General features: G+C 73.1%; 28 protein-coding genes. 11 read left to right on the top strand and 17 right to left on the bottom strand.

What is annotated here, in order from left to right:
- Positions 1–22: 22 nt before the first annotated feature.
- From HD593_RS21000 to HD593_RS20965, 8 genes are all read right to left on the bottom strand, one after another.
- A complete protein-coding gene (locus tag HD593_RS21000) occupies positions 23–610 on the bottom strand; it encodes a CMD domain protein (protein ID WP_185103843.1) in 588 nt (195 codons plus the stop codon).
- Entirely contained in the window at positions 607–1,599 is a 993-nt protein-coding gene (locus HD593_RS20995) for a putative FMN-dependent luciferase-like monooxygenase (protein WP_185103842.1), read from the bottom strand. The genes HD593_RS21000 and HD593_RS20995 overlap by 4 nt, the downstream gene beginning before the upstream one ends.
- Positions 1,596–3,143 carry a dipeptide ABC transporter ATP-binding protein gene (locus HD593_RS20990; RefSeq protein WP_185103841.1) on the bottom strand — a complete coding sequence of 516 codons (1,548 nt, stop codon included), beginning with the start codon at positions 3,141–3,143 and terminating at the stop codon, positions 1,596–1,598. Before HD593_RS20990 ends, HD593_RS20995 begins: the two co-directional genes overlap by 4 nt.
- The gene (locus HD593_RS20985) at positions 3,140–4,012 is read right to left on the bottom strand and encodes an ABC transporter permease (RefSeq protein ID WP_185103840.1); all 873 of its coding nucleotides are present in this window, start codon (positions 4,010–4,012) and stop codon (positions 3,140–3,142) included. Before HD593_RS20985 ends, HD593_RS20990 begins: the two co-directional genes overlap by 4 nt.
- Positions 4,009–4,941, bottom strand: coding sequence for an ABC transporter permease (locus tag HD593_RS20980; RefSeq protein WP_185103839.1), 933 nt, complete (start codon positions 4,939–4,941; stop codon positions 4,009–4,011). Before HD593_RS20980 ends, HD593_RS20985 begins: the two co-directional genes overlap by 4 nt.
- Positions 4,938–6,560: a TIGR04028 family ABC transporter substrate-binding protein gene (locus tag HD593_RS20975; protein WP_185103838.1), complete on the bottom strand. Its 1,623-nt coding sequence runs from the start codon at positions 6,558–6,560 to the stop codon at positions 4,938–4,940. The genes HD593_RS20980 and HD593_RS20975 overlap by 4 nt, the downstream gene beginning before the upstream one ends.
- 99 nt (positions 6,561–6,659) lie before the next feature.
- Positions 6,660–7,511: an alpha/beta fold hydrolase gene (locus HD593_RS20970; protein ID WP_185103837.1), complete on the bottom strand. Its 852-nt coding sequence runs from the start codon at positions 7,509–7,511 to the stop codon at positions 6,660–6,662.
- Positions 7,508–8,104, bottom strand: coding sequence for a TetR/AcrR family transcriptional regulator (locus tag HD593_RS20965; protein ID WP_185103836.1), 597 nt, complete (start codon positions 8,102–8,104; stop codon positions 7,508–7,510). Before HD593_RS20965 ends, HD593_RS20970 begins: the two co-directional genes overlap by 4 nt.
- 269 nt (positions 8,105–8,373) lie before the next feature.
- On the opposite strand from HD593_RS20965, the gene HD593_RS20960 reads away from it, so the two are divergent.
- On the top strand, positions 8,374–9,378 hold the full coding sequence (locus HD593_RS20960; protein WP_185103835.1) for a glycoside hydrolase family 11 protein: 1,005 nt from the start codon (positions 8,374–8,376) through the stop codon (positions 9,376–9,378).
- Positions 9,379–9,439: 61 nt separating this feature from the next.
- Here the strand turns inward: HD593_RS20960 and HD593_RS20955 are convergent, their stop codons facing one another.
- Together HD593_RS20955 and HD593_RS65125 are read right to left on the bottom strand one after the other, a co-directional pair.
- Positions 9,440–10,021 (bottom strand): aldehyde dehydrogenase family protein, encoded by a 582-nt coding sequence (locus tag HD593_RS20955; RefSeq protein WP_221524862.1) that lies wholly within the window; start codon positions 10,019–10,021, stop codon positions 9,440–9,442.
- Positions 9,991–10,215 (bottom strand): hypothetical protein, encoded by a 225-nt coding sequence (locus HD593_RS65125; RefSeq protein WP_350669240.1) that lies wholly within the window; start codon positions 10,213–10,215, stop codon positions 9,991–9,993. The genes HD593_RS20955 and HD593_RS65125 overlap by 31 nt, the downstream gene beginning before the upstream one ends.
- Here HD593_RS65125 and HD593_RS64415 point away from each other — a divergent pair.
- Complete coding sequence (locus HD593_RS64415) at positions 10,108–10,572, top strand: aldehyde dehydrogenase family protein (RefSeq protein ID WP_379478811.1); 465 nt, start codon at positions 10,108–10,110, stop codon at positions 10,570–10,572. The genes HD593_RS65125 and HD593_RS64415 overlap by 108 nt on opposite strands.
- Positions 10,573–10,594: 22 nt before the next feature.
- Here HD593_RS64415 and HD593_RS20945 read toward each other — a convergent pair whose 3' ends face one another.
- Positions 10,595–11,329 carry a class I SAM-dependent DNA methyltransferase gene (locus tag HD593_RS20945; protein ID WP_185103834.1) on the bottom strand — a complete coding sequence of 245 codons (735 nt, stop codon included), beginning with the start codon at positions 11,327–11,329 and terminating at the stop codon, positions 10,595–10,597.
- 139 nt (positions 11,330–11,468) lie between these two features.
- Here HD593_RS20945 and HD593_RS20940 point away from each other — a divergent pair, with 139 nt between their 5' ends.
- Positions 11,469–12,665 carry a cytochrome P450 gene (locus tag HD593_RS20940; RefSeq protein ID WP_185103833.1) on the top strand — a complete coding sequence of 399 codons (1,197 nt, stop codon included), beginning with the start codon at positions 11,469–11,471 and terminating at the stop codon, positions 12,663–12,665.
- On the opposite strand, the gene HD593_RS20935 is transcribed toward HD593_RS20940, so the two are convergent.
- The gene (locus HD593_RS20935) at positions 12,626–13,258 is read right to left on the bottom strand and encodes a TetR/AcrR family transcriptional regulator (protein ID WP_185103832.1); all 633 of its coding nucleotides are present in this window, start codon (positions 13,256–13,258) and stop codon (positions 12,626–12,628) included. The two genes, HD593_RS20940 and HD593_RS20935, sit on opposite strands and share 40 nt — an antisense overlap.
- A gap of 87 nt (positions 13,259–13,345) precedes the next feature.
- Here HD593_RS20935 and HD593_RS20930 point away from each other — a divergent pair, with 87 nt between their 5' ends.
- From HD593_RS20930 to HD593_RS20920, 3 genes are all read left to right on the top strand, one after another.
- Entirely contained in the window at positions 13,346–14,455 is a 1,110-nt protein-coding gene (locus tag HD593_RS20930) for an aldo/keto reductase (RefSeq protein WP_185103831.1), read from the top strand.
- A 48-nt stretch (positions 14,456–14,503) separates the two neighbouring features.
- Positions 14,504–14,884, top strand: coding sequence for a hypothetical protein (locus HD593_RS20925; protein ID WP_185103830.1), 381 nt, complete (start codon positions 14,504–14,506; stop codon positions 14,882–14,884).
- A 175-nt stretch (positions 14,885–15,059) separates the two neighbouring features.
- The gene (locus HD593_RS20920) at positions 15,060–15,401 is read left to right on the top strand and encodes a TraR/DksA family transcriptional regulator (RefSeq protein ID WP_185103829.1); all 342 of its coding nucleotides are present in this window, start codon (positions 15,060–15,062) and stop codon (positions 15,399–15,401) included.
- 4 nt (positions 15,402–15,405) lie between these two features.
- Here HD593_RS20920 and HD593_RS20915 read toward each other — a convergent pair whose 3' ends face one another.
- Together HD593_RS20915 and HD593_RS20910 are read right to left on the bottom strand one after the other, a co-directional pair.
- On the bottom strand, positions 15,406–15,825 hold the full coding sequence (locus tag HD593_RS20915; protein ID WP_246546666.1) for a helix-turn-helix domain-containing protein: 420 nt from the start codon (positions 15,823–15,825) through the stop codon (positions 15,406–15,408).
- A 37-nt stretch (positions 15,826–15,862) separates the two neighbouring features.
- Positions 15,863–16,669: a class I SAM-dependent methyltransferase gene (locus HD593_RS20910; protein WP_312903583.1), complete on the bottom strand. Its 807-nt coding sequence runs from the start codon at positions 16,667–16,669 to the stop codon at positions 15,863–15,865.
- A 204-nt stretch (positions 16,670–16,873) separates the two neighbouring features.
- On the opposite strand from HD593_RS20910, the gene HD593_RS20905 reads away from it, so the two are divergent.
- The 4 genes from HD593_RS20905 (at position 16,874) to HD593_RS20890 (ending at position 20,599) form a co-directional block, all read left to right on the top strand.
- Positions 16,874–17,950, top strand: coding sequence for a threonine aldolase family protein (locus HD593_RS20905; protein ID WP_185103828.1), 1,077 nt, complete (start codon positions 16,874–16,876; stop codon positions 17,948–17,950).
- An 83-nt stretch (positions 17,951–18,033) separates the two neighbouring features.
- Entirely contained in the window at positions 18,034–18,909 is an 876-nt protein-coding gene (sigJ, locus tag HD593_RS20900; RefSeq protein WP_185103827.1) for an RNA polymerase sigma factor SigJ, read from the top strand.
- A 57-nt stretch (positions 18,910–18,966) separates the two neighbouring features.
- The gene (locus HD593_RS20895) at positions 18,967–20,091 is read left to right on the top strand and encodes an NAD(P)/FAD-dependent oxidoreductase (protein WP_185103826.1); all 1,125 of its coding nucleotides are present in this window, start codon (positions 18,967–18,969) and stop codon (positions 20,089–20,091) included.
- A gap of 34 nt (positions 20,092–20,125) precedes the next feature.
- Complete coding sequence (locus HD593_RS20890; protein ID WP_185103825.1) at positions 20,126–20,599, top strand: GNAT family N-acetyltransferase; 474 nt, start codon at positions 20,126–20,128, stop codon at positions 20,597–20,599.
- Between the two features lie 65 nt (positions 20,600–20,664).
- Here the strand turns inward: HD593_RS20890 and HD593_RS20885 are convergent, their stop codons facing one another.
- Both HD593_RS20885 and HD593_RS20880 read right to left on the bottom strand, forming a co-directional pair.
- Positions 20,665–22,065, bottom strand: a complete 1,401-nt coding sequence (locus HD593_RS20885; protein WP_185103824.1) for an aldehyde dehydrogenase family protein — start codon at positions 22,063–22,065, stop codon at positions 20,665–20,667.
- A gap of 10 nt (positions 22,066–22,075) precedes the next feature.
- Positions 22,076–23,635, bottom strand: coding sequence for a GMC family oxidoreductase (locus tag HD593_RS20880; RefSeq protein ID WP_185103823.1), 1,560 nt, complete (start codon positions 23,633–23,635; stop codon positions 22,076–22,078).
- A 123-nt stretch (positions 23,636–23,758) separates the two neighbouring features.
- Here HD593_RS20880 and HD593_RS20875 point away from each other — a divergent pair, with 123 nt between their 5' ends.
- Positions 23,759–24,223, top strand: coding sequence for a GbsR/MarR family transcriptional regulator (locus HD593_RS20875; RefSeq protein ID WP_312903581.1), 465 nt, complete (start codon positions 23,759–23,761; stop codon positions 24,221–24,223).
- On the opposite strand, the gene HD593_RS20870 is transcribed toward HD593_RS20875, so the two are convergent.
- Positions 24,220–24,726, bottom strand: coding sequence for an Lrp/AsnC family transcriptional regulator (locus HD593_RS20870; protein ID WP_246546664.1), 507 nt, complete (start codon positions 24,724–24,726; stop codon positions 24,220–24,222). The genes HD593_RS20875 and HD593_RS20870 overlap by 4 nt on opposite strands.
- Positions 24,727–24,753 lie beyond the last annotated feature (27 nt).

Below are 24,753 nucleotides of genomic sequence, written 5' to 3'. Positions count from 1 at the left end.
TCCTTCCGTGCGGTGAGGCCGGTCATGCCGTGACCCCTTCCTGGTTGAGCAGCCGCAGGCCGGTGATCACCCGTACCTGGAAGCTGAGGAACGCGACGAGCTGCGACAGCGTGACGATCCCCGTCTCGCTCCAGCCCGCGCGGCGCAGCGCCGCCAGCGCGTCCCTGCCCGCCTCGCGCGGCCGGAAGACGAGCAGGTGAGCGTGCTCGAACGCGGCGGCGAGCCGGACACCGAGCGCGGCCGGGTCGCTCGCCCGGTAACGCGGCCCCTCCTCGCTCTCGGCCGCCAGAACACCCGCGTACACGCCGTAGGGCCCGGTGGCGCGGCCGGCCTCGACCTCGTACTCCACGGCCTTGAGCAGGCCGGGCGAGAGCTCGGCGAGGCGGTCGGCGTAGAAGCGGGCGACCGTGAGGTCCTGGTGCAGGCCGGTGACGAAGGCCGCGACCGCGTCGCGCTCGACGAGCGTGACCTCGCCCTCGTCGTCGGGGGTGAAGAGCACATCGTAGCTGCGCTGGGCGTGCTCGCGGGCGTCGGGGCGGCGGTCGCGCAACCGGTCGAGGGAGGAGCCGGGGGCGATCCCGGCCAGGTGGTCGATGACGTCGGTGATCATTTCATGCTCGATTCCGTGACGGGGCGCCGGCCGAGCGCGGGCGCGACCTCGGTCGCCAGCAGCTCGATGGAGCGCAGGACCAGGGGGTGCGGCGGGTCGACCGAGTGGACCTGGAAGACCAGGTCGGTGGCCCACCGCAGGGTGGGATCGGCACGCAGGCTCTCGATGACGTCCTGCGGCGTGCCCAGGTGCACGTCGTAGGCGGTGATCCGGCTGTCGAGGTCGCTGCCGGGCAGCTCGAAGGGCAGGGGGCGGCGGCCGAGGCCGATCTCGGCGTACCGCAGCGCCTCGGCGCGGCTGTCGGCCACGAACGCGGTCCGCGACGCCATGATGCGCGGCGCGGCCCCGGGCGGCAGGCTCTCGTGGTACGCCTCGACGATCGGGAGCTGCAGGTCCGCCAGCGTGGCCTGCGGGCGCTCGGCGGGCCGCGGCTGGGTGCGCGACAACATCAGCCCGTGGCCGGCCCGCCCGGCCCTGGCCCCGCCCGCGACCGAGAACGTTGCCTCCCACACGGCGTCGAGCAGCCGGGGCGCGGGCGGGTAGAGCCGGCTGCCGCCGCCGAGGTCCTCGCCCGCCCAGGCGCGCCGCAGCACCCACAGGTGCTCGGCGTACAGGGCCGCGCGGTCGGCGGGGTCGTGCCCGAAGGGCGCGAACGCCGACGGTGTTCCGCCGCCGCCCACGCCCACCTCCAGCCGCCCGCCGGTCAGCAGGTCGAGCACGGCGGTGTCCTCCGCCACCCGCAGCGGCTGCTCCAGCGGCAGCGTGATGATGCCGGTGCCGAGCCTGATGCGCTCGGTCCTGGCCGCGACGTGGGCGAGGAACACCAGCGGCGCCGGCAGCCCGCCCTCCTCGCCGTCGAAGTGGTGCTGCGCCACCCACGCCGTGTCGAACCCGTACGCCTCGGCGTGCCGGATCTGCTCGGCGGCCAGCCGGTAGCGCTCACCGGGCGGCGCGTCGTCCAGCAGCCGGGTGAAGAAGCCGAGCCTCATCGCACCCGCTCCGGGATCGCGGCCAGCAGCTCGCGGGTGTAGTCGTGCCGGGGGTCGCTGAAGACCTGGCGGGTGGTTCCGGTTTCCACGATGCGTCCTTTGCTCATGACGGAGACGGTGTGCGAGATCTGGCGCACCACGGCCAGATCGTGCGAGATGAACAGGTAGGTCAGGCCCAGCTCGCGCTGGAGCCGTTCGAGCAGGTCGAGGATCTGCGCCTGCACGGTGACGTCGAGCGCCGAGACCGCCTCGTCGAGCACGAGCACCTCGGGCTCGACGGCCAGCGCGCGGGCGATCGCCACCCGCTGCCGCTGCCCGCCGGACAGCTCGCGGGGCCGGCGCGCGCGTACCTCGCCCGGCAGCGCCACCCGCTCCAGCAGGTCGGCGACGCGGTCCCGGCGCGCCTGGCGGTCGCCGAGCCCGAAGTTGCGCAGCGGCTCCTCGATGATCTCTCCGATGGACTGGCGAGGGTCGAGCGACCCGTACGGGTTCTGGTAGACGAGCTGCACGTGACGGCGGAAGCGGCGGCCGTCCGGCGCACCTGCGATGCTGACCGTTCCCGACGTGGGCGTGGCGAACCGCGCGACCATCCTGGCCGTGGTGGTCTTGCCCGAGCCCGACTCGCCCACCAGCGCGTGCGTGGTGCCGCGCGTCACCTCGAAGGACGCGCCGTCCACCGCGCGGAACGGGCGCCGCCCGACGCGGAACTCCTTGACCAGGTCGCGCACCACGATGGCGGGCCGCCCTTGACCGGGCTCCCGGAAGGGCCGCGCCGACAGGGCGGGCGCGTCGTCCAGCAGCCGCTTCGTGTAGTGCTCCCGGGGCGCGGCCAGGATCGCGGCCGTCGTGCCCCGCTCGACCACGCGGCCGTCCCTCATCACGACCACGCGGTCCGAGCGGACCGCCGCCACGCCGAGGTCGTGGGTCACCAGCAGGACGGCCGTGCCGTACTCGGCCCGCAGGTCGTCGATGAGGTCGAGGACGCGCCGCTGCACGGTGACGTCCAGGGCGCTGGTGGGCTCGTCGGCGATGATCAGGCGGGGCCGCAGGGCGATCGCGGCGGCGATGAGCACGCGCTGGCGCATGCCGCCCGACAGCTCGTGCGGGTACTGGCGGGCCCGCGTCTCCGGGTCGGGCAGGCCGACGCGGGCGAGCAGGTCGAGGACGCGGGTCCGGATCGTGCGGCGGTCGCGCTCGCCGTGGATGCGCAGCACCTCGCCGAGCTGGGCGCCGATGGACTTGACCGGGTCCAGGGAGTTCGCCGGGTCCTGCGGGACCAGGCCGATCTGGCTGCCGCGTACGGCACGCAGCCGGTGCTGCGACCAGCCGGCCAGGTCGTTCTCCCCGAACAGGATCCGGCCCGCGTCGAGGGTGGCGTTGGCCGGCAGCAGGCCGATGAGGGCGTGGGCCGTGGTGGACTTGCCCGACCCGGACCCGCCGACGACGGCCACGACCTCGCCCGGCTCGACCGACAGGGACACGCCGTGCAGCGCGCGGCGGCCGTCGTAGGAGACCGCCAGGTCGTGCACCTCCAGCAGGCTCATGCGCGTTCCCTTCCGATCGAGCGGCTGATGCGTCCGGCGGCCAGCACCACGGCCACCACGACGGCGCCGGGCAGCGTGGTCAGCCACCACGAGGTGGCCAGGTAGTTGCGCCCCTCCGCGATGAGCAGCCCCCATTCCGGGGTGGGCGGCTCCGCGCCGTAGCCGAGGAAGCCGAGTGTCGAGATGGCCAGGATGGCCGCGCCGAACTGCAGGGCGGCCAGCGCGATGACGGGGCCGAGGGAGTTGGGCAGCACGTGCCGCCACAACACGGCGGGGTACCGTCCGCCGCTGCCGAACGCGGCCTCCACGTAGTCGGTGCGGCGCACCCGTACGACCTCGGCGCGGGCCACCCGGGCGAAGGCGGCCACGGAGCCGATGCCGACCGCGATCGCGACGTTCACCGTGCCGGGGCCGAGCAGGATGATCACCGTCAGGGCCAGCAGCAGGCCGGGCACCGACAGCAGCACGTCCACGACCCGCATGACCGCCGCGTCCGCCACCCCGCCCGCGGCGCCGGCCAGCAGCCCGAGCAGCGTGCCGAGCAGCAGGCCGACGCCGACGGCGACGAGCGCCCCGGACAGCGAGTGCACCGAGCCGTGCACCACCCGGGCGAAGACGTCCCGCCCGACCGCGTCGGTGCCGAACAGGTGCTCCGCACCCGGCGGCCGGAGCTTGCCGGCGGGTGCGCCGGCGATCGGGTCGTACGCGGTGAACACGCCCGGCACGACCGCCCAGAGCAGCACGAGCGCGACGACCAGCCAGGCCACGACCAGCCCGACCGGCACCCGACCGATCCCGGCGCGGCCGGGCCTCACCGCCTCCGCCGGGCGGCCGTCCGCGTTCTCAGCCGGGGTCGGCGCTCCCGTCATGCCGCCGCTCCCTTCAGCCGGGGGTCGAGGATCGGGAACAGCACGTCCACCACCAGGTTGACCAGCACGAACACGGCGGCCGCGAGCACCACGACGGCGAGCATGACCGGCGTGTCCTGCGCGTTGACGGCCTGCTCGGTGAGCCGGCCGATCCCGGCGCGGCCGAAGACGGTCTCGGTCACGACCGAGCCCGCGATCAGCTCGCCGAACGTCAGCCCTGCCACCGTGAGCGCCGGCAGCACGGCGTTGCGGGCCACGTGCCGCCACAGGATCCACCAGCGCGTGGCGCCCCTGGCCGCGATCACCGGCACGAACGGCTGCGCGTACACCTGGTCGATGGCGCGCGCGAGCACCTGCGCGATCGGCGCCGAGATCGGCACGGCCAGCGTCAGCACGGGCAGGACGAGCTGCTGCGGCTCGCTCCCGCCGATCACCGGCACCAGCCCCAGCCGGAACGAGAAGATCTGGATCAGCAGGATGCCCAGCCAGAACGCGGGCACCGAGACGAACAGCGACGGCACCGACAGCAGCGCCCCGCGCAGCCACGAGGCGGTGCTGTAACTCGCCGCGAACGCGATCACCACGGCGATCACCACGGCCAGCAGGAACGCGGCCGACGCCAGCCGGGCGGTCTCGGGCAGCGCCTCGGCCAGGCGTTCGGCCACGGGCGTGCCGGTGTCGATCGAGTAGCCGAGGCTGCCGGTCAGGAAGCCGAGCAGGGTCTGGACGTAGCCGGCGACCGGCGAGCCGCCCGCGTAGTAGGAGCGGATCTCGGCGATCTGCTGGGGTGACAGGCCGAGCTCCGGGTTCTGGAACTTGATCAGGATCGAGTCGCCGGGCAGGAGCTGCAGGAGCACGTAGCTCGCCGTGAAGGCGGCCCACAACACGAGCGCCGCCTGCCCGGCGCGCGACAGCAGGTACCTGGTCACGGCCGCGACTTCCACACCGAGTAGAACCACGGCCGGGCGACCGCCTCGAAGGCCACGCCGTGCACATGCGGCGCTGAGCCGTACACCTGGGGCTCCTCGAAGAGCGGGATCGCGTAGCCCTGGTCGATCACGTACCGCTGGATCTCGGCGACCTTGGCGTTGCGCGCGGCCTCGTCGGGCTCGGCGGACTCCTCCTCCAGCAGCCGGTCCAGCTTCTCGTCGTCGGAGAGGATGACGTCGCGGTTCTCGCTGTGGAAGTGGCTCTTGATCACGTCCTGGTCGGCGCGGCCGACCATGCCGTGCTGAATGGCGGTCTTCTCGGCGTCCTTGATGTCCACGGCCTGGGTGCCGGCGTCGGCGGGGCGGATCTCCAGCTTGACGCCGAGCTTCGTCCACTGCTGGGCGACGAGTTCGAGGGTCTGCTTCGACAGCGGCTGCGGGCCGGAGACGAACACGCCCAGTTCGAGCCGCCTGCCGTCCTTGGTGCGGACGCCGTCGGCGCCGCGCGTCCAGCCCGCCGTGTCGAGCAGCTCGTTCGCCTTGGCCGGGTCGTGGACGAGCTCCTTGGACAGGTCCACGTACCCCTGGGCGAGGTGGCTGAGCACGGAGGTGGCGACCGGGTAGCTCCCGGTGAACAGGGTGTCGACGATCTCCTTGGCGTTCGTGCCGAGGCGCAGCGCCGTGCGTACGCGGGCATCCTTGAGCAGGCTGTTGCCCGGCCGCAGGTACAGGCCGTTGTTCACGCCGCGGGTGGGCTCGGCGTGGATCAGGAAGCCGGCGTCCTTGACGGTCTGTTCGTCGTACGCCTGCACGTAGCGCACCATGTCGGCCTGGCCGGAGGTGAGCGCGCCGACGCGCACGTTGTCCTCCGGCGTGACGATGATCTTGATCTCGTCGAGGTACGCGCGGCCCTGGTGCTCCGACGACGGCGGCGCCCAGTCGTAGTCCTCGCGGGCGACGAGGTCGACCTCCTTGTCGAGGATCTGCTTCTTGAGCGTGAAGGGGCCGGAGCCGACGATGTTCTTCAGCCGGCACTGCTGCTCGTACGGCAGGGAGATCGTCTTCTTCGACACCAGGCCCGCGCCGATCACGGAGGTGCCCTGGAGGAAGCCGGGCGACGGCTTGCCGAAGTGGAAGCGCACGGTGCGTGGGTCGATGACCTCGCTGCGCTCGTAGTTGTTGACGAACTCGGCGACGGGCAGCTTGAGCTTCTCGTCGCCGAGGCCGTACACGTCGAAGTTGGCCGCGACGGCGTCGGCGTCCAGCGGGGTGCCGTCGCTGAACGTCACGCCGTCGCGCAGGTGGAAGGTGTACTCGGTGGCGTCCTCGTTGATCTCCCACTTGGTGGCGATCCACGGCTCGATCTCGAGCGTCTCGGGGTTCTGCCAGGTCAGCTTGTCGGTGATCTGGTTGAGGATGCCGCCGTTGGGATAGAAGCCGGCGGCGGGCAGGTAGAGGCAGGTCGGCGGCTGATGCTCCAGGTAGGTGAGCGTGCCGCCGCGTACGGGCTTGCCGTCGCCGGGTGCCGGGCCGGCCGCGTCCCCGCCGCCGCCACAGGCGCCGAGGAGGCCCACGAGGGTGAGCGTGACGACGGTGCGCAGCGGTCTGGATGGAGACATGGGGGTACTGCCCTTCATGAACGTCTGGAAGCTAAACCAGCATAACCTACCTAAATAGTAGAAAATCAAGCGGTGGGGGTTGTCGTCGCGGGTCTGGTCTCAGGCGGCCAGCACCTTGCGGAGCAGCTCGCCGAACTCGGCCGGGTGGGTGGTCAGGCCCGTGTGCCCGCCGGGGAAGTGCACGAACTCCGTGCCGAACCGTTCGGCCAGGAAAGCGGCGGGGCGGTAGGGCAGCTCGCCGCGCGAGTCCTGGCCGGCCGCGAGGACCAGCCGGTCAGACAGGGCTCGCAGGCGGGGCAGGTCGGGGGTGTAGGCCATGAAGCTGGGAACGATCCGTCCGAGGAAGTACGGCATATCCGCCATCGTGCGCTCGGCCCGGGCCGCGGCCTGCGGCGGCAGCTCGGCGGCGGGGGTGCGAGGCTTCTCAGCCTTGGGGGCAGCGGTGCCGGGGCGGGCGAGTCCTGCCGCGAAGACGGCCGCGGCGGGCATCAGGCCCTCGCGGCGGAACGTGTCGTCGACGCGGGCGAGCAGTGCGCGGTGCTCGGCGGCGTCCGGCAGCACTCCGACCACCGGCGGCTCGTGCGCCACGACGCGCTCGACCCGCTCGGGGTGGGTGACGAGCAGGTGCAGGGCGACGATCGCGCCCGAGCTGCAGCCGGCCACGCGGGCGGGCGCGCCCGGTGACAGCAGCTCCAGCAGCCGGAACGCGTCGTCGGCGTGCTGCTCGACCGACTGCCGGGCCTCGGGATCGTCCAGCGGGCTGCGGGACAGGCCGCGCGGGTCGTAGGAGACGACCGTGTACTCGCCGGCCAGGCCGTCCGCGACGCCGTCGAACGAGGCGGCGCCGCCCGTGCCGCCGGGGATCAGCAGCAGGAGCGGGCCGCTGCCGCGCACCTCGTAGCGCAGGTTCGCGCCGGGCACGCGCAGGTGGCCGATGGTGGGGGTGGTCATTCCGGGTCTCCTTCGTGTTCGTGTTCTGGCCAGTGCTCCAGGAGGGTGTGCAGGGCGTCGAGGGAGCGCAGCCAGGTGGCCTCCGCCGGGCGCGCGTGCGCGAACCCGCCCGCGGCCTCGAGGCTGACGAACCCGTGCAGCGTGCCGCGCATCAGCCGGACCGCGTCGGTCAGGTCCGGCTCGTCCAGCCGGTAGGCGCGCAGCATGCTGTACGTCAGCTCGATCGCGCGCCGCGGCCCGGTCGCCCTGGCCACGAGCTCGGGATCGATGTCCATCGGGGTCTGCGTGGCGGTGTAGCGGCCCGGGTGGTCGTGGGCGTAGCCGCGCCACGCGTTCGCGTACGCCACCAGCGCGTCCTTCCCGGACCGGCCCGCGGTGGCCTCCGCGATGCGGATGGTCTTCTCGTCCGCCGCCAGCAGCGCGATCCGGCCTCGCAGGTCGTCGAGGTTGCGGACGTGCGCGTACAGGCTGGCGTCCTTCACCCCGAGCCGGCGGGCCACGGCCGACATGGTCACGTGCTCCAGCCCGACCTCGTCCGCCAGCTCGGCCCCGACGAGCGTCACCCGCTCGGCCGTCAACCCCATCCGTGCCATGCACGCCACCCTTTCCTAGAGTGATTAGGTTATATCTAATACCCCTAGGAAGGTGCCAGTCAGCAGCAGAGAAGCAGCAAGTTTCGGATGTTCGCTGAAATTTTCATCCACCTAAATCCCCCTTCAAACCAGGCTGCTCACCCACGCACCCAGCAGGCGCCTCACAGTCTGACCCGAAACATTGACAACTCCGCACAACGCGGCCGATACTTTCGCCACCGTTCCGATAGTTTCGACGATGCCCGCCTTCACGAGAAGGAAGCATGCAGATGAACGACGCACCCCACCCCCCACAGAGCCGCAGACGCGGCCGCATCCTGCGGTTCGCCGGCCGGGCCTGCGCCGTGGTCGCGGCGCTGGCCGTGGCGATGTTGCCGAGCGTCGCGCACGCGGCCATCACCACCAACCAGACCGGCACCAACAACGGCTACTTCTACTCGTTCTGGACCGACAGCCAGGGCACGGTCTCCATGGAGCTGGGCTCCGGCGGCAACTACAGCACCTCGTGGCGCAACACCGGCAACTTCGTCGCCGGCAAGGGCTGGAACCCCGGCGGTCGCAGGACGGTGTCCTACTCGGGCAGCTTCAACCCCTCGGGCAACGCCTACCTGACCCTGTACGGCTGGACCAGGAACCCGCTCGTCGAGTACTACATCGTCGACAACTGGGGCACCTACCGGCCGACCGGCACGTACAAGGGCACGGTGACCAGCGACGGCGGCACGTACGACATCTACCAGACGACGCGCTACAACGCCCCGTCCATCGAGGGCACCCGCACCTTCAACCAGTACTGGAGCGTGCGCCAGTCGAAGAAGACCGGCGGCACCATCACGGCCGGCAACCACTTCGACGCCTGGGCCCGCAACGGCATGAGCCTGGGCAGCCATGACTACCAGATCCTCGCCACCGAGGGTTACCAGAGCAGCGGCAGCTCCAACATCACGGTCGGCGGCTCCTCCGGCGGCGGCGGTGGCGGTGGCGGGGGTGGGGGTGGGGGCGGCGGCGGTGGTTGCACCGCGACGCTCTCCGCGGGCCAGCAGTGGAGCGACCGCTACAACCTGAACGTGTCGGTCAGCGGCTCCAGCAACTGGACCGTCACGATGAACGTGCCCTCCCCGGCGAAGATCATCGCCACCTGGAACATCACCGCCAGCTATCCCAGCGCCCAGGTCCTGACCGCCAGGCCCAACGGCAACGGCAACAACTGGGGCGTGACCGTCCAGCACAACGGCAACTACACCTGGCCGACGGTCTCCTGCAGCGCGAGCTGACCTTCGGTCACCCGCGGCGCGGCGGCGCCTCACCTGCCGCCGCGCCGCACCGCGTGCGCGTTCAGAACGGGAAGGCGCGATCCTGGTCGCGCACGGTCACCCACTGCAGCTCGCAGAACTCCTCGGCCGCGAACCCCGTCCCGGACCGCCCCCACCCGCTGTCCTTCACCCCGCCGAACGGCATGTGCGGCTCGTCGTTGACGGGCTGGTCGTTGACGTGCACGATGCCGACGTCCAGCGCGGCGGCCAGCCTCAGGCCGCGGCGGCCGTCGCCGGTGATGACCGAGGCGACGAGCCCGAAGTCGGAGGCGTTGGCGCGGGCGACGGCCTGCTCGGCCGACTCGACCGGCTCAAGCACCACCACGGGCCCGAACGTCTCCCCCTGCGCGATCTCCGCCTCGTCGGGCACGTCCGTGAGCACCGTGGCCGGGTCGGCGGGGTCGCCGGTGGGCAGGGCCGCCACCCTGGCCGCGAAGCGTTCGGCGAACGCCTCGGCCAGCGGGCGTTCGACGTAGATGCGGCGGGCGCACATGCACACCTGCCCCTGGTGCACGAACGCGCCGAAGGTCGCGGCGTCGACCGCGTACTCGAGGTCGGCGTCGCCCGCCACGATCAGCGGGTTCTGGCCGCTGAGCTGCAGCACGACGCGTTTTGAGGTGCCGGCTGGTAGGCCAGGTGGGCGGCCTGGCGGAGCAGCTTGATCGCGAAGTCGAGCTGGATCTCGCCCAAGTGGCGGCCGCAGCCGGTCTCGGCGGCCAGCGCGCCGAGCACCTCGCCGCCGCGCCGCTCCAGGATGCCGGCGGCGCGCAGGAAGACCTGCTGCCGCTCCCCCGGCAACGCCCGCGCCCACCCGGCGAACGCCTCGCCGGCCGCGGCGACGGCCCGGTCGCGCCGGTCACCCGCGTCTCCTCGGCCGAGGAGGCCGCCGAGCTGGCCGCCGCCGGCGAGTACGGCCTGTCGCTGGGCATCGTGACCCGCGACGTGATGCGCGGCCTGGCCGTGGCCGAGCGGATCCCGACGGGGATCGTGCACATCAACGACCAGACGGTCAACGACGAGGCCAACGCCCCGTTCGGCGGCGTACGGGCCTCCGGCACCGGCTCCCGCTTCGGCGGGGCGGCGGCCAACGTCGAGGCGTTCACCGAGACCTGCTGGATCACCCTGCGCGGCGAGCCGCCCCGCTACCCGTTCTGACGCCCGCGCGCAACCGGCCGGGTCAGGGCGCGGTCTTCCGCCAGACCGAGACGTGGCTCCTGCTGTCGCCGGTGAACGGCTCGCGCCCCCAGCCGGCCCAGCGCTCGTGCAGCGTCATCCCGGCCAGCCGCGCCATGAGGTCCAGCTCCGCCGGCCACACGTAACGGTGGGTCGAGGAGTACGTCTCGACCTGCCCGTCCGCCGTCCAGTAGTGGTGGGAGACGGCGAGCTGCGAGGCGACGTCGTACTCCTCGAACCCCAGGTGCGCCGGCGTCACCGCGAACGGGTGGACGGTCTGGCCGGGCGGCAGGCGCCGCAGCTCCGGGACGTACACCTCGATGACGAAGCAGCCGTCAGGGCCGAGGTGCGCCGCCGCGTTGCGGAAGCACTCGACCTGCTCGTCCTGCGTGGTCAGGTTGGTGATCGTGTTGCGTACCAGGTAGGCGAGGGTGAACGTGCCGTCCACCCGCGTGGTGGCGAAGTCGCCGACGGTCACGCCGACGCGCTCCGCGCCGGGCTTGGCGCGCAGCTGGGCGATCATGGCGGCCGACAGGTCGATGCCGTGCACGCGCACGCCGCGCCCGCTGAGCGGCAGGGCGAGCCGGCCGGTGCCGACGCCGAGCTCCAGCGCGGCGCCGGAGCCCGCCAGCCCGGCGAGGAAGTCGACCGCCGGGTCGACGACCGCGGGCTCGAACAGCTCGGGCCATTTCTCCTCGTAGGTCTCGGCGATTCGCGCGTCGAAGGTGTTCTGTGGCATACGGCCACTGTGGGCACACGCGCGCCGCGACCGCCATCGAATAAGGCGGGCGCGTACGTCGTCATCGCCTTGCGTACACCATGCTGTCGTGCGTACAGTGTTCGCCATACCAGAACGCCGTGCACTTGATGGAGGAGACATGGGCCACCAGCCCCTGGCAGAGCTTCCCCTCACCCGCACCCCCGGCTGCCCCTTCGACCCGCCGTCCGAGCTGGCCGGGGTGCGGGAGCAGGCGCCGATCAGGCGGCTGGCCTTCCCCGACGGGCACGTGGGATGGCTGGTCACCGGTCATGCCCTGGCCCGGGCGGTGCTGGGCGACCCGCGTTTCAGCTCGCGTCCCGAGCTCATGCACTACCCGCTGCCGGGGGTGACGTCCGGCGAGACGCCGCCGGCCGCGGTCGGCGACCTCACCGGGATGGATGCCCCCGAGCACACTCGCTACCGCAGGCTGCTGATCGGCAAGTTCACCGTGCGCCGCATGAGCCTGCTCGCCGAGCGCGTCCGGCAGATCACCGCCGCGCAACTGGACGTCCTGGCCGGGCACGGCCCGCCCGCGGACCTGGTGCGGCTTTTCGCACAGCCGGTGCCCGCGCTGGTGATCTGCGAGCTGCTCGGGGTCCCGTACGCCGACCGCGAGACGTTCCAGCGGCACGCCACCGTGCTGGCCGGCGGCGACCACGGCCCGGAGGAGCAGCACGAGGCGTTCGGCGCGCTGAGCGCGTACCTGCACGGGCTGGTCCTGGCCAAGCGCGCCCGGCCCGCCGACGACCTGCTCAGCGACCTGACCGGCACCGGCCTCGACGACCAGGAGCTGGCGGGCGTCGGAGCCTTCCTGCTCGGCGCCGGGCTCGACACCACCGCGAACATGATCGCGCTGGGCACGTTCGCCCTGCTGAGCCACCCGGACCAGCTCGCGGCGCTGCGCACGGAGCCGGAGCTCGCCGACCGGGCCGTGGAGGAGCTGCTGCGTTACCTGAGCATCGCCCACACCGGGCAGCGGGCCGCGCTGGAGGACGTCGAGCTGGACGGTCACCTCGTCAGGGCCGGGGAGACGGTCGTCGTCTCGGTGCAGGCCGCCAACCGGGACCCGGCCAGGTTCGCCGACCCGGACGGGCTCGACCTGCGCCGGCAGGCCGCGGGGCACCTGGCCTTCGGCCACGGCGCGCACCAGTGCCTGGGCCAGCAGCTCGCCCGGGTCGAGCTGCGCGTCGCGCTGCCCGCGCTGATCGGCCGCTTCCCGTCGCTGCGCCTGGCCGTGCCCGCCGGGGAGGTGCCGCTGCGCGGCGGCCTGGACATCTACGGCGCGCTACGGCTCCCTGTCACCTGGGACGCCTGAGCCCGGCTGGACCTGAGGTAGGCGATGCCGAGGTCGAGGGCGGACTCCAGGTGGGTGGTCCGCCCGGTGGACATCTGGATCAGCACACCGCCCTGGATGCCGGCCAGGATCGCGGCGGCCGCCCGTTCGGGGTCGAGATCCGGGTCGATCTCGCCGGCGGCCTGCATGTGGCGCACCCCGGCGGCGATCTCGGCCTGCCACTGCCCCATCAGCTCGGTGACCACCGCCTGCGCCCCCGGCGTGCGGTCGCCCAGGTGCGAGGTGACGGCGTTGAGCGGGCACAGGCGGCCCTGCTTGCGGTAGCGGTCGACGACCCGGTCGCGCCAGGCGTACCAGGCGGGCCAGGAGGTCAGCTCGCCGAGCTGCGGCCGCTGGTCCTCCAGCACCCGGCCGGCCTCGTACCGGGCCACGGCCAGCAGCAGCTCCTCGCGCCCGCCGGGGAAGTAGTGGAAGAGCTGGCTCTTGCTGGTCGAGGTCACGGACAGCACGTCGTCGAGGGTCGTGGCGGCCACGCCGTGCTCGCGGATGAGCCCGGCCGCGCCTTCGAGGATGCGCTGCCGCGTGGCGGCTCCCTTGCGGGTCAGCGTGGGCATGATCGGCCTCCACCGGGATCGGACGACGTGATCGACGATACCGGTTCTGGACTTGCGAGTCCATTTTCTCCGGCGCAAGCTGGCCGCATGCCCATGGATCAGTACTTCCTGCTCGGCCGCTCCGGCCTGCGCGTCAGCCGCCTCGCCCTCGGCACGATGAACTTCGGCACCGGCGGCTTCCACGCCGCGTACGGCAAGACCGAGGACGAGGCCCGCCCCATCTTCCGCCGCTACCTCGAGGCCGGCGGCAACTTCATCGACACCGCCGACTTCTACACCGCCGGGGAGAGCGAGACCATCCTCGGCAACCTCATCGCCGAGGCCGGGGTACGCGACCGGGTGGTGCTCACCACCAAGTTCACCAACAGCGTGGACCCCGGCGACCCGAACGCCGGCGGCAACGGCCGCAAGCACATGATCAGGGCGCTGGAGGCGTCCCTGCGCCGCCTGCGCACCGACCACGTCGATCTGTTCCTGCTGCACACCTGGGACCGGATCACCCCGGTCGAGGAGGTCATGCGCACGTTCGACGACCTCACCAGGGCCGGCAAGATCCGGTACGCGGGCCTGTCGGACGTGCCGAGCTGGTACGCGGCCAGGGCCCAGACCCTGGCCGAGGCGCACGCGCTCGCCCCGGTGGTCAGCCTGCAGCTCCCCTACTCCCTGGTGGACCGGGCGATCGAGCGCGAGCACGTCGCCATGGGCCAGAGCCTGGGCCTCGGCATCACCGCGTGGAGCCCGCTCGGCAGCGGCTTCCTCACCGGCAAGTACCGCCAGGCCGACCAGGGCCTGACCGGCGAGGGCCGGCTGAGCGGCGCGGGCGGCGCGGGGCGCACGTGGTCGGACAGGGAATGGCGGCTCCTGGGGACGCTGGAGAAGGTCGCCGCCGAGTTCGGCCGGCCGATGGCCCAGGTGGCGCTCAACTGGGTCGCCACCCGGCCGGGCGTGGCCTCGGCGATCATCGGGGCGAGCAGCGCCGGGCAGCTCGACGCCAACCTGTCCGCCCTCGACTTCGACCTGCCCGCCGAGCTGAGTGCCCGGCTCGACGAGGCGAGCGACGTGCCCGCGGAGTCGGTGTACCGGATGTTCACCGCTGGCTACCAGGGCTGGCTGGTCAGCCCGGGCGCCAAGGTCGCCGACAAGCCCGCCGGTTACGTCCCCGCCGTGCGGAACTGGGCGCCGGAGAACGCGGCCTGACCGACTACCGGAGTGCCCTTTGTGGGGTTCTGGGCTATGGTCGCCCGTATGACGGGACCGTGGAGAACACCACGAGGGTCCATCGCGTTCACCGGCGTGATGGGCCTGGTCCTGCTGTCCCTGCTGCTGGTCGGCGCCTCGTGGGGCGCCGGGGGCGGCGGGGGCTCCGGCATGCCGGCCGGCGTGCCGTACTGGCCGGCGTGGAGCCTGGGCGACTCGGGCGCCGAGCTCACCAGCCTGCCGCCCCAGGCCACCAGCGTGCGCGAGCACCACGTACTGTCGCTCTGGCCGCCCCTGCGCGGTGAGCGGCAGGCCGAAGCCGGCCATCTGGCGCTGCTGCCGTCGCCCGGCCACGACGAGGCCGCGATCCGCGACCCGCAGCAGTTCGCCCACCTCGCCACGGGGTCACGCAGCCCGCCGCTGACCTAGCCGCCGCCTTTCACCACCTCAGGAGCCCTACGGCCGACGCCGTAGGGCCTCGCCGCGCGTGCACGCCTCCCCTGCGGGGCGACCGCGCGCTCTCAGGCGGCCAGCCATGACGACCGGTCCGGTGTGTGCCGGTCGTCCCGTCAGCGTGCCCATCCCCGGAAGGATCTCTCCGATCATGACCGACACCCACGGAGCCTCACACCTCAGCACCATCCAGCTCCAGACCCTCCGCCAGGACCTCCAGGAGCAGCTCGAACGGCGCAGCCGCCAGCTGCTCGGCCTCCAGGACGAGGCGCGGCAGAGCACCGGCGCCGACGACACGTGGCAGGAGCTGCTGGTCTCCCTGACCACCGCCGACCGTGCGATCGCCGAGCTCTCCCAGGCCCTCGACCGGCTCGCCACCGGCGACTACGGCCGCTGCGGGCACTGCACGGCGGGCATCCCGTTCGAACGGCTGAAGATCCGGCCGCTGGCCCGCTACTGCATCGGCTGTCAGCGCCGGTTCGAGGCGGCCTAGCCGTTCAGATCACGCACCCGTCCTCCGTCAGGTCCCGCAGGCCCGCGGCGATGCGCCGGTAGGACGGGCACTGCGTGAAGTCCTCGGCGGTGCACTCCATCAGGTGCTCGATCAGGCGCTTGGACGCCGCGATCTCCTCGAGCCGCCGCTCGAGGTCCGCGTGATGCCGTTCGAGAAGTGCTCGGCGCTCGGCCCTGCCGGCCGCGCCGAGCACGTCCCTGATCTGGTCGAGGCTCATCCCGCCGCCCTTGGCCCGGATGATCGTCATGACCCGTACGACGTGGTCGCGGGTGTAGCGGCGGCGGCCGTTCACCCGGGCGGCGGGGGTCAGCAGGCCCATGGCCTCCCAGTGGCGCAGCACGTGCGGCGCCAGGTCGAACCGTTCGGCCAGCTCGCCGATGCGCATCGAGTCCGTCGAGTTCATGTTGACATTAACTTGTAGATGCGCCCGGCCGTCAAGGCTACGCGGTCACCGCGTACACGCGCGTGGTGCCGAACACGCCCGTGTCCCTGCGCCGCCAGGGCGTCACCGTGCGCAGGTGGCGGAAGCGGCCGGTCCGCAGCAGGTGCTCCTCCTCGACGGGGTTGAAGTAGATCAAGGTGATCGGGCGCGGGTTCCTGTCGGCCGAGCCGAGCAGGCGGTCCATGGCGGCGGCGAACGTCCTGCCCCTGAACGGGTTGTTGAGGAACACCACGCTGACGTCGTCGGGGATGTCGTAGTCGAGCGCGTCCGACTGCACGAACTCCACCTCACGCGCGCGCATCCGCAGCCTCGTGGCGGCCAGGTTGGCCCTGGCCACCTCGGTCAGCTCGGGAGACAGCTCGACGCCGATCACCTGCTTGAACGGGTACCTGCCCGCCGCCTCCAGCACCATCCTGCCCTTGCCCGCGCCCAGGTCGAGGAACACGTCCTGGCCTCCCACGTCCCCGACGGGCAGCGCCCTGCGCAGGGTGCCCCAGTGGGCGGGCGAGTAGTAGACGCGTTCCGGGTGGTCGAGGCCGAACTCCGCGAGGTCGGCGAAGTCGGCGGTGCGCACGCCGTACCGCTGGTCGTAGAGCAGCCTGGCCAGCCGGCGGCGCACGGAGCGCAGCCGTACGGGCAGGCCGCCGCCCATCATCAGGACCTCTTCCGCCGGCAGCACCGCCTCGCAGCCCAGGGCGATCGGCGCGCCCGTCACGAGCGCGCCGAGCAGCAGCGGCACCCTCTCCCGTACGGCCGTACGCGGGCCGCCGGGCGGCGGGGCGGCCAGGTCGTCGATCACAGTCACAGGCGTCTCCTCGGAGGGTGGCCGGCGCTGGCAGTGGCCGGCTACCGCCCGAGTGTGACAAGTCAGGACGGGGTCAGGACAGCCCCTGATGACCAGAGGCGGTCCCGGGCTTCGGGTGGCCCGCATCCGTACGGACGGCAAGGGATACATTCGGCAGGGCAAACCCTGACATGGCGCACGACACCTCGCAGTTGGGAGCCTGACATGGCCGATGGCGACCCGCCCGTGCGGCGGGCCCTGTTCCTGCACGCGCCGATCCGGCGCAGGCCGCGGGCGGTGCTGGAGCGGATGCTGGAGCTGGTGGACGACGACACCCCGCCGGACGGCCCGGACGGTCCCGTCGCCGTGCTGGAGCGGCGCCTGGCCGGGCTGCTCGGCAAGGAGCGCGCGCTGTTCTTCCCGAGCGGGACGATGGCGCAGCAGGCCGTGCTGCGCGTGTACGCCGACCGCGGCGGGCGCCGGACGTTCGCCGGGCACCCGTTCACGCATCTGGACGTGTGGGAGGAGCAGGGGTACAACGCCGTCCACGGGTTGCGCTTCCGCCGTACCGGTGACCCGTACGAGCTGATGACGGCGCAGGACCTGTGCGCGATCGGCGAGCCGCTGGCGGCGGTGGTGTGGGAGCTGCCGCAGCGCGACCTCGGCGGCCTGCTCCCCGAGTGGGACGAGCTGGGCGAGCAGGTCGGGCTCATGCGGGCGACCGGGGCTGCCGCGCATCTCGACGGGGCGCGGCTGTGGGAGGCCCAGACGTACTACCGGCGGCCTCTGGACGAGATCGCGGGCCTGTTCGACTCCGTGTACGTCTCGCTCTACAAGAGCCTTCAGGGCGTGCGGGGGGCCGTGCTCGCCGGCGACGCGGGTACGGTGGCCGCGGCCGGGGTGTGGCGGCAGCGGCTCGGCGGCGGCATCGCGGACGCGTGGCCGCTCGCCCTGGCCGCCCTCGCCGGCCTCGGCACCGTCGGGGAGCGCATGCCCGTCTACCGCGAGCACGCGATCGCCATCGCGGCCGCCATCAACGCCGACGGCGCTGCCCGCACCCGGCCGGATCCGCCGCAGACGCCGCTGTTCCACGTGCACCTGCCCGCTCCCAGGCGGGCCGTGGAGCAGGCCGGCCGGGCGCTGCTGGAGGAGCAGGGCGTGCAGCTCTGGGGCCGGGTGCGCAGCGGTCCCGACCCGTCCCGCTGCAGCTTCGAGGTCACGGTCGGCGAGAACGCGATGGACTTCACGCCCGAGGAGGTGGCCGCCCTCATCCGCGACGTGCTGACCCGCACCGCCAAGTGAGCACCGCCAAGTGAGCACCGCCAAGTGGACGCTGTCGAGGGCGGGATCCGGCGCGTGGGCGGGGGGTGCCTAGAATGCCCGGGATGGAGCTGAGTCCTCGCCTGGAGCAGGAGTGGGAGCTGCATCGCCCGGCCGTGTTCGGTGCGGCGTACCGGCTGCTGGGCAGCGTGGCCGAGGCCGAGGACGTGGTGCAGGACGTCTGGCTGCGGGCGGCGGCCGCCGAGGACCTGGCGCAGGTGGCGAACCTGCGGGCGTGGCTGATCACGGTGGCGGCGCGCACGGCGTACAACGTGCTGAGGTCGGCCAGGGTGCGGCGCGAGGACTACGTCGGGCCGTGGCTGCCCGAGCCGCTGCTGACCGGCCCCGACGCGGCCGGGCCCGTGCTGGTGGACGAGTCGGTGGGCACGGCGATGATGGTGGTGATGCGGGAGCTGGCGCCGCCCGAGCGGGTGGCGTTCGTGCTGCACGACGTGTTCGGGCTGCCGTTCGAGCAGATCGCCGGCGTGCTCGGCAGGTCCGTGCCGGCCTCGCGCAAGCTGGCCTCCCGGGCGCGCGGCCGGGTCGCGGCGGCCCGCGACAGCGAGCCGGAGGCCGCGCGCGGCGAGCGCGAGCGGGTGGTGGCCGCCTTCCGCGCCGCGTCGCAGGCGGGCGACCTGGCCCGGCTGGTGGCGGTGCTGGATCCGGACGTGGTGTACGTCGCCGACGGCGGCGGCAGGGCCAAGGCCGCCCGCGTGCCGGTACGCGGCCGCGACCGGCTGGCGCCGATGCTGGCGTGGATCGAGGGGCGGCACCCGGCCGAGCGGATCGAGCCGATCGAGGTGGGCGGGCAGCCCGCGCTGATCACCTACCGGGACGGCGTGCCGGCGTGGGTGGACACGTTCGGGATCCGCGACGGCCGGATCGTCACCATCTGGCGGGTGGTCAATCCGGAGAAGCTCCGGCGTCTCGGTCACCTTTGACCGGGCTGTGTTGTCTGCCTGGCGTACGGGAGCACGTCACAGACTGAGGAGACACACATGCCGCACATCGTGATCATCGGTGGGGGCTTCGCCGGGGTGTGGGCGGCGGCCGCGGCCGCGCGCTTGCGTGACGCCGCCGGCCTGGACATCACGCTGATCGCGCCGGACGACGCCATGGTGCTGCGCCCGCGGATGTACGAGGCCGACCCGGACCGCGCGACCGTCCCGCTGTCGGGGCTGCTCGATCCCATCGAGGTCCGCCACCGCCGCGCCTGGGCGGAGCGCATCGACGTGGCAGCCCGCCGGGTGCACGCCGGCGGGGAGGCGATCGGCTACGACCGGCTGGTGCTGGCCACGGGCAGCCGGCTGGTGCGGCCCGGCCTGCCGGGCGCCGGCCTGCTGTTCGACGTGGACACCCTGGCGGGCGCACGGCGGCTGGCCGATCACCTGCGGGGCAGGGACGGGTTCACGGCCGTGGTGGTCGGGGCCGGGTTCACCGGCCTGGAGGTGGCTACGGAGCTGGCCGGGCGCGGGCGGGTGGTGCTCGTGGACCAGGCGGACGTCGTGGGGCCCGACCTCGGGCCCGCACCGCGGCCGTACATCGAGGACGCCCTCGGCCGGCTGGGCGTCGAGCTGCGCCTGGGCACCGGCCTGTGTGCGGTCGAGCCCGGCGGGGCGGTGCTGTCCGGCGGGACGCGGATCGCCGCCGACGCGGTCGTGTGGACGGCCGGCGTGCGCGCGGACCCGCTCACCGAGCAGATCCCCGCGCGCCGCGACCGGCTCGGCCGGCTGGCCGTCGACCGGTGGATGCGGGTGGCGGAGCCGTCGGGGGCCGTGTTCGCGGCCGGGGACGTGGCGGCGGCCCGCTTCGACGACGGCCACGATGTCATGCAGTCCTGCCAGCACGCGACCCCGATGGGCAAGACGGCCGGGCACAACGCCGCCGCCGACCTGCTCGGGCTGCCGCCGCTCGATTTCGCACCCGCGCCGTACGTGACCTGCCTGGACCTGGGGGCCGCCGGTGGGCTCTACACGAAGGGCTGGGAGCGGGAGGTCGCGCTCAGCGGCGAGCGGGGCAAGGAGGTCAAGCAGTGGATCATGAAGCGGATCCAGCCTCCGGTCGATGACGCCGGGCTCCTGCTCGATCTGGCGGGGAGGGTGCGCCTGCCGATCCCGTTCTGAACGGCCTGGGCGGCGTGCGGTTAGGGTGCGGATCATGCAGGTGATCCGCGAGGCTTCGCCCGGTGACGTGGCGGCGATGGCCGGGCTGATGGCGCGCCGCCGCGAGGAGTACGAGCGATACCAGCCGGTGTTCTGGCGCCGCGCCCCCGGCGCCGCGGACCGGCACGCCGCGTTCCTGGCCGGGCTGGTCGGCGATCCGGAGGTGATCGTCCGGGTGTGCGAGCGGGACGGCCGGTTCGCCGGCTTCGCGATCGCGTCCCTGGTCCCCTCTCCTCCGGTCTACGACCCCGGCGGGCCCACGTGCACGATCGACGACTACGCGGTCGTGGACGACCGCGACTGGGCCTCGATCGGCGTGGACCTGCTCCGGGCGGTCACGGACGAGGCGCGGGCGCGGGGCGCGGCGCAGGTCGTGGTGGTGTGCGGGCACGCCGACCAGGCGAAGCGGGAGGCGCTCCGCCTGGCCGGGCTGTCCATCGCCTCGGAGTGGTGGACGGCGCCGCTCTGAGCACGCTCCATCGTGTGGCGGGCACGACGGTGGCTGCCGGATGGACGGTCCCGCGAGGGCGGGTGTCAGGCGAGCGGGGCGAGGTGGATGGAGGTGGGGCGGGTGGCGGCGTCGTAGGCGGCGCGGGCTCCGGTGGCGCCCATGCCGCTGTCGCCCGCCGGCTCGTAGAGCCGCTCGGGGCCGCCGCCCTGCCACTGGTTCACCCAGACGACGCCGGCGGGGATGCGGCGTGCCGCGGCGGCGTGCGCGGGGTCGGTGGTGTAGACGGTGGCGGCCAGGCCGTACCGTGAGGCGCCGGCCCGCTCCAGGCCCTCCTCGAAGGAGGAGACGACGGCGACGGGAGCGACCGGCCCGAACGTCTCCTCCGTCATGACCAGCATGGACTCGTCCACGCCGGTGAGCACGGTGGCGGGGTAGTAGAAGCCCGGGCCCTCGGGCACCACCCCGCCGGCGCGGACGGTCGCGCCGCGCTCGACGGCGTCGGTGACGTGCCGGACGACGACGTCCCGCTGCCGCCGGTCCACCAGCGGCCCGAGCACGTCACCGGCCGGGTAGGCGCCGGCGGCCTCGACGAGCGCGGCGACGAACGGCTCGGCGACGTCCTGGTGCACGTAGATGCGCTCCATGGAGGTGCAGATCTGCCCGGTGTTGGCGAACGCGCCGAACGCCACCGCGGCGGCCGTCGCGGCCGGGTCCACGCCGGCGTCCACGATGACGGGGTCCTTGCCGCCGAGTTCGAGGATCGACCGGTGCAGCAGCCCGCCGCTCTGCGCGCCGACCTTGCGTCCCGCCTCGACGGAGCCGGTGAAGTGCACGAGGCCGATCCGCTCGTCGGCGGCCAGCGGCGCGCCGGCCCGCGAGTCGCCCAGGACGAGGTTGACCACCCCGGGCGGCAGGTCCATCAGCTCCAGCAGCCGCGCCGCCGACAGCGGCGAGCGCTCGGACGGCTTGAGCACGACGGTGTTCCCGGCGGCGAGCAGGGGGCCGAGCGCGCCGAGGGTCATGGGCACGGGGAAGTTCCACGGCACGATGACGGCGGTGACGCCGAGCGGGTTGCGCACGATCGTGGTGCTGCCGCCGTCCGGGCCGGCGATCGTCTCCTCGAACGGATAGTCCAGGGCCTCGGCCACGGCGACCTTGAACGCCTGCGCGGCGCCGCCGATGAACGCGGTGCCGAGGGCGACCGGTTTGCCCATCTCGCGGCACTCGGCCTCGGCCAGCTCCCCGGCGTGCGCGGCGACCGTGTCGGCCCAGCGGGTCAGGCGGGCGACGCGGTCGGCGACGGGGAGCGCGGCCCAGGCCGGCTGCGCCGCGGCGGCGGCGTCCACGGCCAGGCGTACGTCCTCGGGCGAGCCGCTGGGGCAGCGCGCGACGGCCTCCTCGGTCGCCGGGTTCACCACGTCGTGGAAGCCGGCGCCGCGGGCGTCCTGCCAGACGCCGCCGATCAGGTTCTGCAGGGTATTCAACGGGGTGCTCCTAGAGGCGGTCGGCCATGAGCTCGCCGGCCATGATCGCTGTCAGGTTGGTGTTGGCCCGCGGCACGGACGGGAAGATCGAGGCGTCCACGACGCGCAGCCCGTCGAGCCCCAGGACGCGGCACGACGGGTCGACCACGGTGGTGGCGTCGCGGGGGTCGCCCATGCGGCAGGTGCTGGTGCCGTGCTGGGCGTCCATGGCGGTGGCCAGGAGGTGCTCGCCGAGCGCGGCGTCGTCGTCCAGCACCTCGAACAGCCGGGCGTTCGCGGCCTCGGCGGAGGCGGCCAGGATGGGGGCGACCTCGGGCTTGCGGGCGAGCTCGGCCAGGGCGCGCACGCCCTGGCGCATGCGCTCCAGGTCGCGCGGGTCCGACAGCATGCGCTCGCGCACCTCGGGCTGCGCCTCGGGGTCGGCGGAGGTCAGGGTCAGCACGCCGCGCGAGTGGTTCTGGTTGAGCCACACGCCGACGCCGCCGGCGGGCAGCCGCTTGTCGGCGGCCTCCATGGACAGGACGTTCTGGTTCAGCGAGACGAACATCATGTCGAGCGGCAGGCCGCCGGGACCGCTGGTGTAGCGGACGCAGACGTTGGTGTGGCGGTCGTCCGCGGTGCGGATGGCGGCCTGCTCGGCCAGGAGCAGGCTGATGACGATCATGGGGTGGTCCTGCATGCCGCGGCCGACGGGAAGGTCCTGCCGGACCTCGATGCCGAGCCGTTCGAGATCGGCCGCCGGGCCCACGCCGGAGCGCAGCAGGATGGCCGGGGAGTGGATGACGCCGGCGCTGATGACGATCTCGTCCGCGTGCTCGGTCGTGACCGTGCCGTCCTGCACGACCCGTACGCCGACGGCCCGGTTCCCGGCGAACAGCACCCGGTCGACCAGGGCGCCGCCGCGTACGGTGAGATTGGGCAGGGACCGGGCGGGCTCCAGGTAGCCGTCGTTGACCGACACCCTGCGCCCGGCGCGGGAGTTGATCGGGTACGGCGAGACGCCGATCGCGCCCGGCGCGTTGACGTCGGGCGCCCAGGGGTGACCGGCGGCCAGCGCGGCATCGCACAGGGCGGTGTCCACCGAGCCCCACCGCTCGCGCGGCATGCGGAAGATCGGGGTGGGGCCGCCGCGCCCGTGGTACGGCTCGTCGCCGAACTCCTCGTCGTCCTCCAGCCTGGCGAAGTACGGCAGCACGTCCTGCCAGGACCAGCCGGCGCAGCCCGCCGCGGCCCAGTCCTCGAAGTCCTCGACCGGCGGCCGGATCGCGATCTGCCCGTTGATCGAGGAGCTGCCGCCCACTCCCCTGCCGCGCCAGTACGGGGCCCGCGGCTGGCTGTCGGTGCGCGAGGAGTCGACCCCGGCCCACACCAGGCCCTCGACGGCGGTGGGGTCGAGCAGGGCCCGGACCGGGTTCGGCGACCGCCACGCCTCGTGCATCTGCGCCGACCGGTAGTCGGGGCCCGCCTCCAGGAGCAGGACGCGCCTGCCTCGCCCGGCGGCGCGGGCGGCGAGCGCCGCGCCGGCGGAGCCCGCGCCCACGACGATGATGTCCCAGCCCGTGTCTGTCACGGCGAACCTCCTGCTCAGGGCGGCCGGAAAAGTCCGGACCGCGGCTAGCCGGTAGACTGCCGTGAGCAAAAAGTTCAGTCAAGAGTGAAAGTTCATTTTTTTCTGACCGTTGGGAGACGGGTGGTGTCCAGCCTGGCCGGCGACCTGAGCCCCTTGATCGACGATTTCGGCCTGCGCATCGGCCGCGCGATGGGCTGGCCGCCCATGGCGGGGCGCGCCGCCGGGGTGCTGATGCTCAGCCCCGAGCCGATGGCGACGGCGGAGCTGCAGAGCGCGCTCGACGCGAGCAAGGGCTCGGTCTCCGAGATCACCCGCCTGCTGGTCGACAGCGGCACCGTGCGGCGCTTCAAGGAGCCGGGCTCGCGCCAGTACGTCTACCAGTGGCGCGACGACGCCTGGATCGGCTGCCTGCAGCACGTGCTGGAGCAGACCAGGGAGCTGCTGACCCTCGCCGAGCACGCGCGGGCGCGCGGCGACGAGCTCCCCGAGCCGCAGCGCGGCCGGCTGCACGAGATGCACGAGTACTACACGTTCATGGTCCGGCACATCGAGGCGATCTTCGAGGAGTACAGGACGCTCAAGTCCTAGTCCGGCGCCCCCCACTGCGCGCCGCTGCCCCGCGCCTCGTCGAACACCAGCCACGTACGCGTGGACAGCACGCCCGGCACGTCCTGGATGCGCTCCAGCACCACGTGCCGCAGCGTCTCGTTGTCCGGTGTCCTGACCAGGACGAGGATGTCGTAGTCGCCGCCGACCATGGCGAAGTGCTCGACGAACGGGATCTCCTTGAGCTGGGCCAGCACCGCGCGCCAGGAGTTCTGCTCGATGGTCACCGACACGTACGCGCTGGTGCCCAGGCCGGCCCGGTGCGGCGCGAGCTCGACGGTGAAGCCCGTGATCACGCCGTCGTCCACCAGCCGGGTCAGGCGGGCGTAGGCGTTCGCGCGCGAGATGTGCACCCGGTCGGCGAGCGTGCGCACCGACATCCGGCCGTCGCGCAGGAGCTCGGCGATGATCGCCCGGTCCACCGCGTCCAGCCCGGTGGCCGAACGTCCCGGCCAGCCGTTCCCAGGGGCCCCTTCAGACGACAATTGGCCCTCCAAGAGCCGGTTGCGAAC

The sequence above is a fragment of the Nonomuraea rubra genome (genome assembly GCF_014207985.1).
Classification (GTDB): Bacteria; Actinomycetota; Actinomycetes; order Streptosporangiales; family Streptosporangiaceae; genus Nonomuraea; species Nonomuraea rubra.
The sequence above is the reverse complement of the archived record's forward strand: the minus strand, read 5'-3'. Positions and strand labels throughout refer to the sequence as shown.